This is a genomic window from Hydrogenimonas urashimensis, assembly GCF_016593255.1.
GTDB classification, from domain to species: domain Bacteria; phylum Campylobacterota; class Campylobacteria; order Campylobacterales; family Hydrogenimonadaceae; genus Hydrogenimonas; species Hydrogenimonas urashimensis.
In genome coordinates this window covers 535,157-547,458 of sequence record NZ_AP023212.1, presented here as the reverse complement: position 1 = coordinate 547,458, position 12,302 = coordinate 535,157, and the positions used below count along the sequence as shown (strand labels likewise).

15 protein-coding genes are annotated in these 12,302 nt (G+C 53.8%); 13 read left to right on the top strand and 2 right to left on the bottom strand.

All coding sequences use genetic code 11. The features are described 5' to 3' along the window. Positions 1-141: 141 nt before the first annotated feature. From JMG82_RS02725 to mrdA, 13 genes are read left to right on the top strand one after another with little or no spacing between them, the layout of a single operon-like run. Positions 142-1,005: an NAD(+)/NADH kinase gene (locus JMG82_RS02725; RefSeq protein ID WP_201353407.1), complete on the top strand. Its 864-nt coding sequence runs from the start codon at positions 142-144 to the stop codon at positions 1,003-1,005. Beyond that, on the top strand, positions 1,002-2,543 hold the full coding sequence (locus tag JMG82_RS02720; protein ID WP_201353406.1) for an AAA family ATPase: 1,542 nt from the start codon (positions 1,002-1,004) through the stop codon (positions 2,541-2,543). Before JMG82_RS02725 ends, JMG82_RS02720 begins: the two co-directional genes overlap by 4 nt. Next, positions 2,540-3,334 carry a TatD family hydrolase gene (locus JMG82_RS02715; RefSeq protein WP_201353405.1) on the top strand — a complete coding sequence of 265 codons (795 nt, stop codon included), beginning with the start codon at positions 2,540-2,542 and terminating at the stop codon, positions 3,332-3,334. The genes JMG82_RS02720 and JMG82_RS02715 overlap by 4 nt, the downstream gene beginning before the upstream one ends. A 34-nt stretch (positions 3,335-3,368) precedes the next feature. Then, positions 3,369-4,580 carry a lytic transglycosylase domain-containing protein gene (locus JMG82_RS02710; protein WP_201353404.1) on the top strand — a complete coding sequence of 404 codons (1,212 nt, stop codon included), beginning with the start codon at positions 3,369-3,371 and terminating at the stop codon, positions 4,578-4,580. Between the two features lie 34 nt (positions 4,581-4,614). Next, on the top strand, positions 4,615-5,346 hold the full coding sequence (locus JMG82_RS11755; protein ID WP_201354168.1) for a septal ring lytic transglycosylase RlpA family protein: 732 nt from the start codon (positions 4,615-4,617) through the stop codon (positions 5,344-5,346). A gap of 2 nt (positions 5,347-5,348) precedes the next feature. Further along, positions 5,349-5,924: an imidazoleglycerol-phosphate dehydratase HisB gene (gene hisB, locus JMG82_RS02700; RefSeq protein WP_201353403.1), complete on the top strand. Its 576-nt coding sequence runs from the start codon at positions 5,349-5,351 to the stop codon at positions 5,922-5,924. After that, a complete protein-coding gene (locus JMG82_RS02695) occupies positions 5,921-6,415 on the top strand; it encodes a KdsC family phosphatase (protein WP_201353402.1) in 495 nt (164 codons plus the stop codon). Before hisB ends, JMG82_RS02695 begins: the two co-directional genes overlap by 4 nt. Beyond that, positions 6,406-6,933, top strand: a complete 528-nt coding sequence (gene lptC / locus JMG82_RS02690) for an LPS export ABC transporter periplasmic protein LptC (protein ID WP_201353401.1) — start codon at positions 6,406-6,408, stop codon at positions 6,931-6,933. Before JMG82_RS02695 ends, lptC begins: the two co-directional genes overlap by 10 nt. A 1-nt stretch (position 6,934) precedes the next feature. Next, positions 6,935-7,420: a lipopolysaccharide transport periplasmic protein LptA gene (gene lptA, locus JMG82_RS02685; protein ID WP_201353400.1), complete on the top strand. Its 486-nt coding sequence runs from the start codon at positions 6,935-6,937 to the stop codon at positions 7,418-7,420. Continuing rightward, entirely contained in the window at positions 7,401-8,018 is a 618-nt protein-coding gene (yihA, locus tag JMG82_RS02680) for a ribosome biogenesis GTP-binding protein YihA/YsxC (RefSeq protein WP_201353399.1), read from the top strand. The genes lptA and yihA overlap by 20 nt, the downstream gene beginning before the upstream one ends. Before the next feature lie 35 nt (positions 8,019-8,053). After that, on the top strand, positions 8,054-8,476 hold the full coding sequence (locus JMG82_RS02675) for an N-acetyltransferase (protein WP_236579205.1): 423 nt from the start codon (positions 8,054-8,056) through the stop codon (positions 8,474-8,476). Next, positions 8,443-8,898, top strand: a complete 456-nt coding sequence (locus JMG82_RS02670) for a hypothetical protein (protein ID WP_201353397.1) — start codon at positions 8,443-8,445, stop codon at positions 8,896-8,898. Before JMG82_RS02675 ends, JMG82_RS02670 begins: the two co-directional genes overlap by 34 nt. Continuing rightward, entirely contained in the window at positions 8,895-10,697 is a 1,803-nt protein-coding gene (gene mrdA, locus JMG82_RS02665; RefSeq protein ID WP_201353396.1) for a penicillin-binding protein 2, read from the top strand. The genes JMG82_RS02670 and mrdA overlap by 4 nt, the downstream gene beginning before the upstream one ends. Before the next feature lie 234 nt (positions 10,698-10,931). Here the strand turns inward: mrdA and JMG82_RS02660 are convergent, their stop codons facing one another. Then, a complete protein-coding gene (locus tag JMG82_RS02660) occupies positions 10,932-11,867 on the bottom strand; it encodes a calcium/sodium antiporter (protein WP_346727046.1) in 936 nt (311 codons plus the stop codon). After that, entirely contained in the window at positions 11,864-12,289 is a 426-nt protein-coding gene (gene ybeY, locus JMG82_RS02655; protein ID WP_201353395.1) for an rRNA maturation RNase YbeY, read from the bottom strand. The genes JMG82_RS02660 and ybeY overlap by 4 nt, the downstream gene beginning before the upstream one ends. Positions 12,290-12,302: the final 13 nt, after the last annotated feature.

Sequence of the window (12,302 nt, the reverse complement as noted above, 5' to 3'; positions counted from 1 at the left end):
TCTCCCGTTTGGGGAAGCCTCTCCCCGGATATAGTGGCGCGATTATAGCGAAAAGAAACTTATTTTTGATAGAATAATCACCAGAATTACAGACGACCCCAAGATGCCCGAAGCGGTTCGTTCGTCGTCCAAAGGTTTGCCGTGCAAGAAAAAATTCAGATCCGGCGGGTCGGTGTCGTTCTGCGACCCTCGACCCCCGAACTCAAAGAGCTCTTTTTCCGTGTCAAAAACGCTTTTGAAAAACATGGCGCCGAAATCATTCTCGATACGATCAGCGCCGGCATTTTAGGGATGCTCGGGCAGGATTTTTCCACAATGTGCGAAAAGAGCGACATACTCGTCTGCATCGGCGGAGACGGCACGCTCATCTCTCTGGCGCGCCGGAGTTACCGCTATCACAAACCGATACTGGGGATCAATGCGGGAACGCTCGGCTTTCTGGCGGACATCAATCCTTCGGAAGTGGAGAAATTCGTCGAGAAACTCTACAAGTATGAATACCGGATCGACGAGCGCATGATGATCGAAGGAGTGCTCAAAAACTCTCACGGCTCGGAACACTTCTTCTCCTTCAACGATATCGTCATCAGCCGTCCTTCCATTTCGAAGATGGTGAAAGTCGATGCCTATATCGACAACAAATGGTTCAACACCTACTACGGAGACGGGCTTATCATTTCGACGCCGACCGGCTCCACGGCGTACAATCTCGCTGCCGGCGGGCCTGTGACCTTTCCTCTGACCGATGCCTTCATCCTGACGCCGATCTGCCCCCACTCTCTGACCCAGCGCCCTCTCGTCATTCCGGCCAATTTCGAAATCGAGATCAAAACGCCGGACAAGCAGTCGCTGGTGATCATCGACGGTCAGGAGCAGTACGACTTCGGTCCCGATGATACGCTGCTGGTACGCAAAGCTTCGATCGGGGCGCGGCTCATCCACCGGGTGGAACGCAACTATTTCGACGTGCTCCGTGAAAAACTCTCCTGGGGTCAGATGCGATGATCGAACGCTTCTATGCCAAAAATCTTCTGGGATTTAAGACGCTTGATATCTCCTTCGAGCCGGGGCTGATCGCCATCACGGGGCCAAGCGGCGCCGGAAAATCGGTGTTCATGCAGTCGCTTCTGGCGCTTTTCGGACTGGCCGATGTGCAGGCGGAGCTTTCGGAAGTTGTCGTAAGCACGAGCGTTCTTCTTGATCTCGGCAGTTTCGAAAACGGCGAAGCGGAGATGACGCTAAGAGCTGTCAAGAAGGGAAAAATACGCTTTTTCCTCAACGACCTCACCATTTCGAAAAAGCGTCTGAAGGAGCTCATGCAGCCTTTGGTGCGCCATATTTCCCAACGGAGCAACAACGAGCTCTCCTCCGAACTGCTGCTGGAACTGCTCGATGCCATGGCCATGGTGGAAGATTCGGGCTATGGCGAAAGGCTGGAGACTTTCAGGAATCTCTACGACGACTACATGAAAAAGAGCCACAGGCTCGAAAAGATGCGATCCGATGAGAACCGCATCAAGGAGATGATCGAATTTGCCGAATTCGAGATCGCAAAAATCGACGAGACAGCGCCCCGTGTGGGAGAGGACGAAGAGCTGATGACGATCAAGCGAAAACTCTCGAAAAAAGAGAAAATCGGCGAGGCGATCGCACGGGCATCGAAAGTTTTTGATGCGGAGGATGCCGTGACCGAAGCTTTGACGATGATCGAAAGCGACGGGCTTGTGCTCTTCAACGAAGCGATGAACATGCTCCGCAACGAGTTCGAGCGGGCCGAGGAGATGCTCGACGAGTTGCAGGAGATCGACGTGGAGCAGATTCTAAACCGCATCGAGGCGTTGGCCGAGCTCAAACGGCGTTACGGTTCGATTGAGGAGGCGCTCGCCTACCGGGACGAAAAGATACGTGATCTTGAATACTACCGCAACATCGACCATGAGCTCGAAGAGCTCGAAACCGAAGTCGAAACGCTGCATCTTGCCCTGCGGAAGGAGGCGGAGAACATCAGTTACACCCGCAGGGAAGCGGCTCAGAAAGTGGAACATTTCATCAACGGCTACCTCGCGCAACTGCGGATGCCTTCCTTGGGTTTCAAGCTGTCGGAAAAACCGCTGGACAGGCTTGGCATCGACGCCGTCGATATCGATTTGCAGGGCTCATCCATCCAAACCCTCAGCGGCGGCGAATTCAACAGGATACGCCTCGCGCTTCTGCTGTGCAAGAGCGAACTTGCCGGAGGAGAGGGGATTTTGCTCATCGACGAGATCGACGCCAATGTCAGCGGCGACGAATCGATCGCCATCGCCAGACTGCTCAAAACCCTTTCGAAAAACTACCAGATTGTGGCGATCTCCCATCAACCCCACCTGAGTGCGGCCGCGAGAGAGCATATTCTGATCAAAAAAGAGGAGAGCAAAAGTGTGGCGAAGGTTCTCGACAAAAACGAACGGGTGGAAGAGATTTCGCGGATGATCGCGGGAGAAAAGGGGATGAAGGAGGCGCGGGCGTTGGCACAGAATCTTCTCGGGGAGTTTGCGAAATGATTATCGACACCCACTGCCATCTGGACGATACGCGGTTTGACGACGATCTCGATGCGGTGATCGAGCGGGCGAAAGCGCACGGGGTACGGGGATTTTTGATACCCGGCGCCGAGCCCAAGACACTGGCGAAAGCAAGAAAAATCGCCCATACCTATCCGGAAGTGTACTACGCCGCAGGCGTCCATCCCTATGATATTAATGAATATGACGAAGCGCTGCTGCTCGAGCACCTGCAGGATGAGAAGTGCATCGCCGTCGGGGAGTGCGGACTCGATTATTACCGGCTTCCCGAGGATACAGGCCAAAGACACGAAGAGATCGCTGCACAAAAGAGAGTCTTCGGCGCCCAGATTGAACTGGCGAAGCGGGTGGGCAAGCCGCTGATCGTCCATATCCGCGACGCCGGCAGTGATTCGATGCAGATGCTGATCGACCATCATGCCAAAGAGGTGGGCGGCGTGCTTCACTGCTACAATGCAGACGAACAGCTTCTGAAGCTGGCCGGTCACGGCTTCTATTACGGCATCGGTGGCGTCGTGACTTTCAAAAACGCGAAAAAACTTCCCCACGTGCTTCCGAAAATCCCGCCGGATCGGATCGTCGTGGAAACAGACGCCCCCTATCTGGCGCCCCATCCCCGCAGGGGAAAGCGTAACGAACCCGCCTATACGCTCTACATCGTCGAAAAAATAGCCGATATACTTGAAATGGACGTCGCCGAGGTGGAGTCGCTGACGACCCGGAACGCGCAGCGGCTGTTTAAACCGTTTGCCACGTTGCAGATGGTATAATCTCGTACTTTTTCAAAACGTTTTGGGAGTCTCCGTGAAAAAAGCCGTATCGCTTCTTCTTTTGTCGCTGGGCCTGCTGCATGCGTCGCTTACCGCGGTCAACGAACCGCAGTACAACGACGAGAGCACTGTACTCAAAAGTCTCGACATCGATGCATCCTTTCTCTACGATCCGCTGTTCAGGCAGTTGAAAAACGATATGAACTCCCGCAAACGCGACCATTTTCTGCGGATGCTCAAACGGGGACGCATCTATATTCCGACCCTTCAGAAGATGATCGACGAGAGTGGCATTCCCCAGGTCTTTCTCTACATGGCGATGGCGGAGTCCCATTTCGATGCCCACGCCCTTTCCCGTGCGAAAGCGGCGGGATTGTGGCAGTTCATCCCCGAGACGGCGAAACTTTACGGACTGAAGATCGACCGCTATATCGACGAGCGGAAAGATCCCGTCCGGTCGACGGAAGCGGCTGTCAGGTATCTCAAAGACCTTCATCGCCGGTTCGGCAAATGGTATCTGGCGGCATTCGCTTACAACTGCGGAGAGGGTCGTGTGCTGCGGGCCATAAAGAAGGCGGGCTCCGATGAGCTGCATGTTCTGATGGACGAGAAGAAAAAATACCTGCCCAAAGAGAGCCGAAACTATCTGCGAAAAATCGTCTCGCTGGCCCTTGTGGCCAACAATGCGGAACTCTGTTTCACCGAATCGGAACTGAAACTTTTCAGACACACCGATGGCGAGAGACTTGTCCGCGTCAAAGTGAGCGGCGGCGAAACACTGGAACATATCGCCTCCCAGATCGGAATGCCGACGGCGGATCTTAAAACGCTCAACCCTCAATTCAATTACGGATTCACACCGCCTGTGGCGGGTGCAAGCATCAACATTCCGCAAAACAGGATGGCCGCTTTCAAAAAAGCCTACAGACCGGGCAAACAGAAGAACATGTTTTTGGTCCATACAGTCAAAAAAGGGGAGAGCCTGAGCCGCATCGCACACCGTTACGGCATCTCCTACAAGATGATCATCGCCTTCAACCGGATAAAGAAGGCGGTGATCTATCCGAAACAGGAGCTCATCATCCCGGTTCCTCGCGGATCGCTGCACCATTACAGGGTGAAAAAAGGGGATTCAATATACAAGATCGCGAAGCGTTTCGGTGTCAAAGTGGCGACGATCAAAGCACGGAACGATCTGAAAGACAATATCATCCATATAGGCGACAAACTTGTTATCCCGAACTAAAAAGTGTGTGGCCGGCATACTGTTGGCTCTTGTCATGGCTGGATGCAGCGGACACGGCACACTGGGATATCCCGTCATCCATGGGCCATCGAAACCGCGCTCCTCCCAGGCGGTACACAGGGCGACGCTGCGTCCCTACTCGATCAACGGCAAGACCTACTATCCCACGGTAGTCTCCCTCGGATGGCAGCAGGAGGGTGTGGCCAGCTGGTACGGTCCCAATTTCCACGGCGGGAAGACATCCAATGGCGAAACCTACAATATGTACGAGATGACGGCAGCTCACAAGACCCTTCCGATGAACACCATGGTGCGGGTCATAAACAGGCGCAACGGCAGATCGGTCGTCGTGCGCATCAACGACAGGGGACCTTTTGTCAAGGGGCGCATCATCGATCTCTCCTATGCCGCAGCCAAAAAACTGGGTATCGACAGAACCGGTACGGCCCCGGTCCGTCTGACGGTTCTGGGCTTTGACAATATTATCGCTTCGATGGCCAAACAGGCGGGCCGAAGGGTGAAAAAAGAGGTGGTCCTGAGCGGTTTCGGCGTGCAGGTGGGAGCATTCAAGCACTACCGCGGAGCCGAAATCTACCGGAACCGATACGACAATTTCGAGGGACGCTACCATGCCGAGATCAGGAAGTTCATCGTCCACGGAGAGCCGCTCTATCGTGTCTGGCTTCTTGGTTTCAAAAGCGAAGCGGAAGCGAGAGATTTCATCAAAGCCTGGGGCATTCCCGGTGCATTTATCATAAGGGGGTGAGAGTGAAAGTAGAGAAAATACGAAAAACCAAAGAGACAGCCATTCGCCTGGTGCTCGATACGGGGGGCAGCGGCGTCTCGCAGATCGCGACAGGTGTCGGATTTTTCGACCATATGCTCGAGAGTTTCGCCAAGCACGCCCAGTTCGACCTGAGTGTCGAATGTCGCGGGGACACCCATGTCGACGACCATCACACGGTCGAAGATGTCGGTATCGTACTGGGAGAGGCATTGAGCGAGGCGATCTATCCGATCCAGAATGTGGAACGGTTCGGCAACAGTGTCGTCGTGATGGACGAAGCGGCGGTGGAGTGTGCCCTCGATCTAAGCAACCGTCCCTATCTCGTCTATGAGATCGACCTGAAAGGAAAGGTCGGGCAGTTCGATGTGGAGCTTGCCGAGGAGTTCTTCAAGGCTTTCGCTTTCAACAGCGGTCTGACACTCCATCTGGTACAGCAACGGGGGAAAAACCGTCACCATCTCATCGAAGCGGCTTTCAAGGCGTGTGCCGTGGCGCTTCGCAGGGCACTGGTTGAAAATGCCAAGGCGGGTGTCCCGAGTACGAAGGGGGTGCTGTGATCAAGCTGATCGTTCTCGATGTCGATGGCTGCATGACCGATGGTAAAATCGTCTATACGCAGAAGGGGGACGAACTCAAAGCCTTCAACGTGAAGGACGGATTTGCTATCGTCAACTGGATTCGCCTTGGACGTGCCGCCGCCATTATCACGGGGCGCAGCTCAAAAATCGTGGAGCGCCGAGCGAAAGAGCTAGGAATCAGGCATTTCTACCAGCATGTCAAGGACAAACTCGCGATGCTCGAAAATCTCTGCGAAGAGCTGGGCATCGAATGCAGCGAAGTGGCTGTCATCGGGGATGACCTGAATGATTACAGAATGCTCAAAGCGTGCGGCATCTCCTTTGTTCCGGCCGATGCCAACCATTATGTCATCGACATTGCCGACGTGGTGCTGAGCAAAAACGGCGGGGAGGGAGCGATCCGGGAGATGATCGAACTGCTAATCCGGCAGGAGGGGCTTGAAGAGGAGTATCTGGCACTTTGGACCTGACGATCAGAGATTTTATTCTGCTGCTTTTCGCGCTCGCTTTTTCTGCGATCTTTTTTCTCGAGCCCTATCATGTCGCCAGGATCGAGAAGCGGGGAATCCCGCAGATTGCATTTGTCGATTTCGAAAGTTACGAGATTACAGGCGACGGTGTCACCGGTCATCTTACCGGAGAAAAGGCGGAAAAATTCATGGACCGGTTGCAAGTCAGCAACGCGCAGCTGATCCGTTTGGCACCCAGGGGTGAAGAGTCGGTCCGGGCGAAAAAAGCTCTCTTCTTTCTTAACAGAAGGGTCGAGCTAAGAGGAGATGTCCATCTTGAAAAAGAGGGCGGTTGGGTTCTTGATACGCAAAGACTCACCTATATCATCGACAAAAAACTCTACACGACACAGGGCTTTTCCTTCGTCATCACCTACGGCAGCAGCGTCATCCACGGCAAAAACCTCCACTATTACCAAAAAAGTGGTAAAATCAAGGCCGAATCGATAGATGCGAAGATAGCGGAAGAGGATATCTGATTTGAAAAAAAGTGTCATGACTCTACTGGCGGTATCGGTCCTTTTCGCGGCGGCGGAGCGGGTGGAAATTCTCTCGGACCGGTTCGAAGCGGACGATGTGAAACATGTCGCGAAATTTCTCGGCCATGTTCGGATGAAAAAGGGTGCCGACGAACTCAACGCGTCGAAGGTGGTGGTCTATTTCGACGCGAAGCGAAAACCCCTTCGCTACGAAGCGATCGGAAAGGCTTCCTTCGTCATCCACATGAAGAAAGAGGGGCAGCTCTACACCGGCAAAGCCGACAAACTTGTCTACCTCCCCAAAGAGCAGCGTTACGAACTCTACGGCAGTGTCGTGCTCAAAGAGCCCAGACTCGACAGAACCGTGACAGGGGAGAAAGTCGTCGTCGAGAAACTGAGCGGCAGGGCGAGCGTCGAGGGCGGGGGCGACAAACCGGTGAAGTTCATTTTCAAGGTGGAGGAACGCGATGGCGGCGAGGATCGTTGACGCCTCCTTCATCACGAGTGCCAGCCGTATCGAAGAGGCTCCGGCGGAGGGGATCGGGGAGGTGGTTTTCCTCGGGCGCAGCAATGTGGGGAAAAGCTCGCTTCTTAACTCCCTGACTCACAGAAAACATCTGGCCAAAAGCTCATCGACACCGGGGAAAACACGTCTGATCAACTACTTCGACATTGTCTACAAGGAAGAGGAGACACAGGAGAAATTCAGGCTCCATTTCGTCGATCTGCCCGGATTCGGATATGCGAAAGTCTCCAAGAGCATGAAGCATGCGTGGCAGAAAAGCCTCAACGAATTCATCCGAAACCGCCGAACGATCCGTCTTTTTGTCCATCTCAGAGACGCACGGCATCCTGACGTACCGATCGACGAGGAAGTCAAATCCTACATCGCATCGTTCATCGGGCCCGATCAGTGCTATATCGAAATTTTCACAAAATCGGACAAACTGAATCAGAAAGAGAGAGGGAAGATACTTGGCAAGCATCCCGGTGCCATTTTGGTATCCAATCTTAAAAAACAGGGTATCGAAAGAGTGGAACAGCTCATTTTCGATATCGTCATCAAGGGAAAACCGTGTCTGTAATCTATGAAAAACCTGTGTTGACCGATATCCCGCAAATGCAGGAGATTGTCAGGAAAGAGGTGGAGGAGGGGATCATTCTTCCGCGCTCTGACGACGAACTGGCGACCAATATCCGCTCCTATATCGTGGCAAAAGAGGCTTTTGGCGGCGAGATCGTTGGGTATGTGGCGCTCCATATCCATTCGATGCGGCTGGGAGAGATACGGAGTCTCATTGTCAAAGAGGGGCACCGGCACAGAAATATCGGCACCGGGCTTGTGGAGCGGGCGATCGAAGAGGGAAGAGGCCTGAGACTTCGCGAAGTGCTGGCCCTGACATATATGGGAACCTTTTTCGAACGCCTCGGTTTCAAAGAGATCCCGAAAGAGACGATACCCGAACACAAAATCTGGGCGGACTGCATCAAATGCAAATATTTCCCCGTGTGCAACGAAATATCGCTGATCAAAAAACTCTGACACAGCTTCTGCCGCTGCTTGGACTGCTGCTTCTTTATCCTTCGATGGAGTCGGTCTATCCGATACTTCCGCCCTTGACGGGCATTGTCTATGTGCAGTGGAGGGAAGCGCTCGATCGGCAGGACTATTTCTGGGTGGCGGTATGGATGCTCTATGCCGTCATACTGGAGTCGGTATGGGGCCTGCCCCTTTACGGCATCTGGACCGTGATGTTCGTGACTTTCGCGCTTTTTGACCCTAAAATCACCTATCTGCTGCGTATGCGGACGGCGATCCGTCTTGTGAGTGTCGTTCTTTTCGATCTTCTCTATCTCGTCTTCCTCCTGGGATACGGTCACCTGATGCATACGAAAGTCGTCGAAACGGATCTGATACTTCTTTACTATTTCGTTGTGGATCTGGCGGGAGTGATACTGTTTTGAAGATCAAACTGCTTCTGGCCTTTTTCACGATCGTCTGGATGGTCCTTTTGGTACGGATCTATCAGCTTACCGTCAAATCGAACACCTACTACGAATCCCTGGCCAAACAGAATATTGTCAAAAAAGAGTGGATTCTACCGGTCAGGGGGGAGATTCTCGATCGGCACGGCAAGCCGCTGGCCATCAACAAAATCGGTTTCAAAATTCTCGTGGATGCTCATCTTGCATCCAAAAAACGCCTTCCGGAACTGCTCAAAGCCCTGAAAGATATCGAAAGAGATTTTCCCGACGTCAACAGGACAAAACTGCTCAGGCGCTACAGGCGCATCGACTCCCCCTACCGGCACGATCCGATCGTCATGGTAAAATTCCTTCCCTACGAGCAGGTCCTTCCCCATTATACGGAACTCTCCAGAAAACCGCATATCACCATCGAACCGACGACAAAACGCTACTACCCCTACGGCGATATGACGGCACATGTCATCGGCTATGTGGGCAAAGCCAACCAAAAAGAGATGGCCGGTGACGAAATGGTGAAACTGACCATGATCGCCGGAAAAAGCGGTCTTGAAAAATACTACAACAGATTTCTGGAGGGCAGACCCGGATACAAAAAGGTGAAAGTGAGCGCCTTCAACGAACAGATCGATGTACTTAAGACGGTGCCGCCGAAAGAGGATACCGACATCACGCTCCATCTTGACATGGAGCTACAGGCGTTCATCTCCGAAATGTTCAAAAGGGAGAAAAAGTCGGGTGCCGTCATTGTCATGCGCACCGATGGGGCCATTCTCAGTGCGGGCAGCTATCCTGCATTCGATCCGAACGATTTTGTCAGCGGTATCAGCAAAGAGGAGTGGAAACGGATCATCGAAAACCTGAACCATCCCTTCACCAACAAGCTGATCCACGGTCTCTATCCGCCTGGATCGGTTATCAAGCCGGGTGTTGCCCTGGGGCTGATCGACTCGAAAAAGGTCTCTCCCTACACCACTTTCTTCTGCAACGGGGCCATCGAACTGGGCAAAACGGTCAAGCACAAATTCCGCTGCTGGAAGAGCAGCGGGCACGGAAAGACGGACATGGTCAAGGCGATCCGGGAGAGCTGTGATGTCTATTTCTACAAGGGGAGTCTGGTGACCGGTATCAACAAAATCGCCCGAGAATTGAGAAAAATGGGGCTTGGGGAAAAAAGCGGCATCGATCTGCCCAACGAATTTATCGGCGTCATACCCGACAAGATGTGGAAAATGAGCAAATACGGCCAGCCATGGTACATGGGTGAAACGCTCAACGCCGCTATCGGGCAGGGATATGTCCTCGTGACACCGATGCAGATAGCCCGCTACACCGCACTTTTGGCCACCGGAAAACTGCCAAAACCCTATCTGGTCGAGTCCCTGGCGGGCAGAAAACTCAAGCCGGTGCTCACCGATGTGCTCACACTCCGTGAAAAGCGGTCGCTTCCGATCATACGACGCGCCATGTACGAAGTGTGCAACCACCCCAAGGGAACGGCCTACTGGGCACTCAAGGGAACGAAGGTCAAAGTGGCTGGCAAAACCGGTACGGCCCAGGTCATCGGCATCCCCCAGGAGGAGAAAAAACGCATGAAAGAGGATGAACTCGCCTACTACCACCGCTCCCACGCCTGGCTGACGACCTACGGACCCTACCGCCATCCGCAGTATGTCGTGACGATCCTCATCGAGCACGGCGGCCACGGTGGGTCAGCCGCCGGCCCCATGACCAAGGCGATCTACAACTGGCTCATCGACCACGGGTATATCAAATAGTCTGAAAATTTCGCCGGTATCGTGCACAACATCGGATCATTTTTAAACAGTGTCACCAACCCTCCTTACTTGCCCGGCATGCGCTTTTTTGCATGACGCTGGGAAAGGAGCAGGATTTGCCCCGGTAGATGACCCATGTGACAAATGTCGTCATCGCCGTATCGCATCACAGGGTGACATTGCCGAAACGGGCGAGACTATAGAGCGTCGCGAGTGAAAAGAGATAGCCGATGCCTATGCGCTCAGCGCATGCTGCAGGAAAATGGCCAGTACGATGAGCAGCATGACGCCGGAGGCTTTGGCGTAGAGTCTGTTGGCGGTGATGAAGACGAGCATCAATGTGACGCCGATCATCAGGAAAACATCGAAAGAGCTGTTGACAAGGTCGATGGAAAGGGGTCGTGTCATAGCGGCGGAGCCGAGCACGACGGACGTGTTGGCCATATTGGAGCCGATGATGTTTCCGATGCTCATGTCGGCTTTGCCCTGACGGGCCGCCTTGATGCTGACGACCAGTTCCGGAAGGCTGGTCCCGAAGGCGATGAGAAGCAGACCGATGATCCATTCGCTGATTCCGAACGCCCTGGCGATGTTGGCGGCACTCTCGATGGCGTAATCCGCGCCGACAACGACCAGAACAAAGCCTGCTGCCAGCAGAGCGATGGTTTTGGGCCAGTTGAACACCTCTTTTTTCATCTCCACGTCCAATTCGGCCAGTTGCTCCTCACTGCCTGACTGGATCAGGAACATCACGTAGGCTCCCATCATCGCAAATAGCAAAAAACCGTCGATGCGGGAGAGGGAACCGTCGAGAATCATCAGCGGGAAGATGATGACAGGAAAAAGAAGCCACGCGCTGTCCTTGAAGAAGAGATCGCGATGGGGCGCGATGCGTGATGCGATCAGAAAGACAAGTCCGAGCACCAGTGCGATATTCATGATGTTCGAACCCAGGACGTTGGCGACGGCCATATCGCTCTGCCCCTTGATGCTCGCGGCGACACTGGCCGCCATTTCGGGCAGGCTGGTCCCCAGGGCGATCAGTGTCGCGCCGATGATGAATTCGCTGATGTTATGGTGAAAAGCGATGCGCTCGGACTCTTTGATGATGAATTCGGCTCCCCATATCAGAGCGCCCATGCTGACGACGAAGATCACGAAATCGATCATTGGCTGCCCTCCGTACGGACGATGAGGCTTTCGGGTAAACCGAAACGGCGGATCAGCTCCTCCTCTTTCCGGCGCATTTGGCCATTGTCGGTCTCATGGTCGTAGCCCAGCAGGTGGAGCAGCCCGTGGATAAAGAGCAGGGCGATCTCGTCGTCAAGAGAGTTTCCGTACTGGCTCGCCTTGTCGGCGGCGTATTCGACACTGATGACGATCTCGCCGAGGGGCGCGAAGGGAACCTTTTCCAGCGGGAAACTGAGCACGTCGGTCGGAGCGTCGACTCCCCGCTGCAGGCGGTTCATCTCCCGGATTCTGCTGTTGTTAGTCAAAACGAGTTCGATGTCGCGGTCGGTCAGTTCCGCCGCGATCGTTTCGAGCAGATTGGTATTGGGCCGGTAGTTGGTTTCGTTGGTAATCTCTATCATGGGGCCGATTTTA

Excerpts from the sequence above, each read along its gene's own strand:
- JMG82_RS02720 (WP_201353406.1), top strand. The coding sequence starts at position 1,002 with ATGATCGAACGCTTCTATGCCAAAAATCTTCTGGGATTTAAGACGCTT.
- JMG82_RS02715 (WP_201353405.1), top strand. The coding sequence starts at position 2,540 with ATGATTATCGACACCCACTGCCATCTGGACGATACGCGGTTTGACGAC.
- JMG82_RS11755 (WP_201354168.1), top strand. The coding sequence starts at position 4,615 with ATGGCTGGATGCAGCGGACACGGCACACTGGGATATCCCGTCATCCAT.
- yihA (WP_201353399.1), top strand. The coding sequence starts at position 7,401 with ATGGCGGCGAGGATCGTTGACGCCTCCTTCATCACGAGTGCCAGCCGT.
- JMG82_RS02675 (WP_236579205.1), top strand. The coding sequence starts at position 8,054 with ATGCAGGAGATTGTCAGGAAAGAGGTGGAGGAGGGGATCATTCTTCCG.
- JMG82_RS02660 (WP_346727046.1), bottom strand. The coding sequence starts at position 11,867 with ATGATCGATTTCGTGATCTTCGTCGTCAGCATGGGCGCTCTGATATGG.
- ybeY (WP_201353395.1), bottom strand. The coding sequence starts at position 12,289 with ATGATAGAGATTACCAACGAAACCAACTACCGGCCCAATACCAATCTG.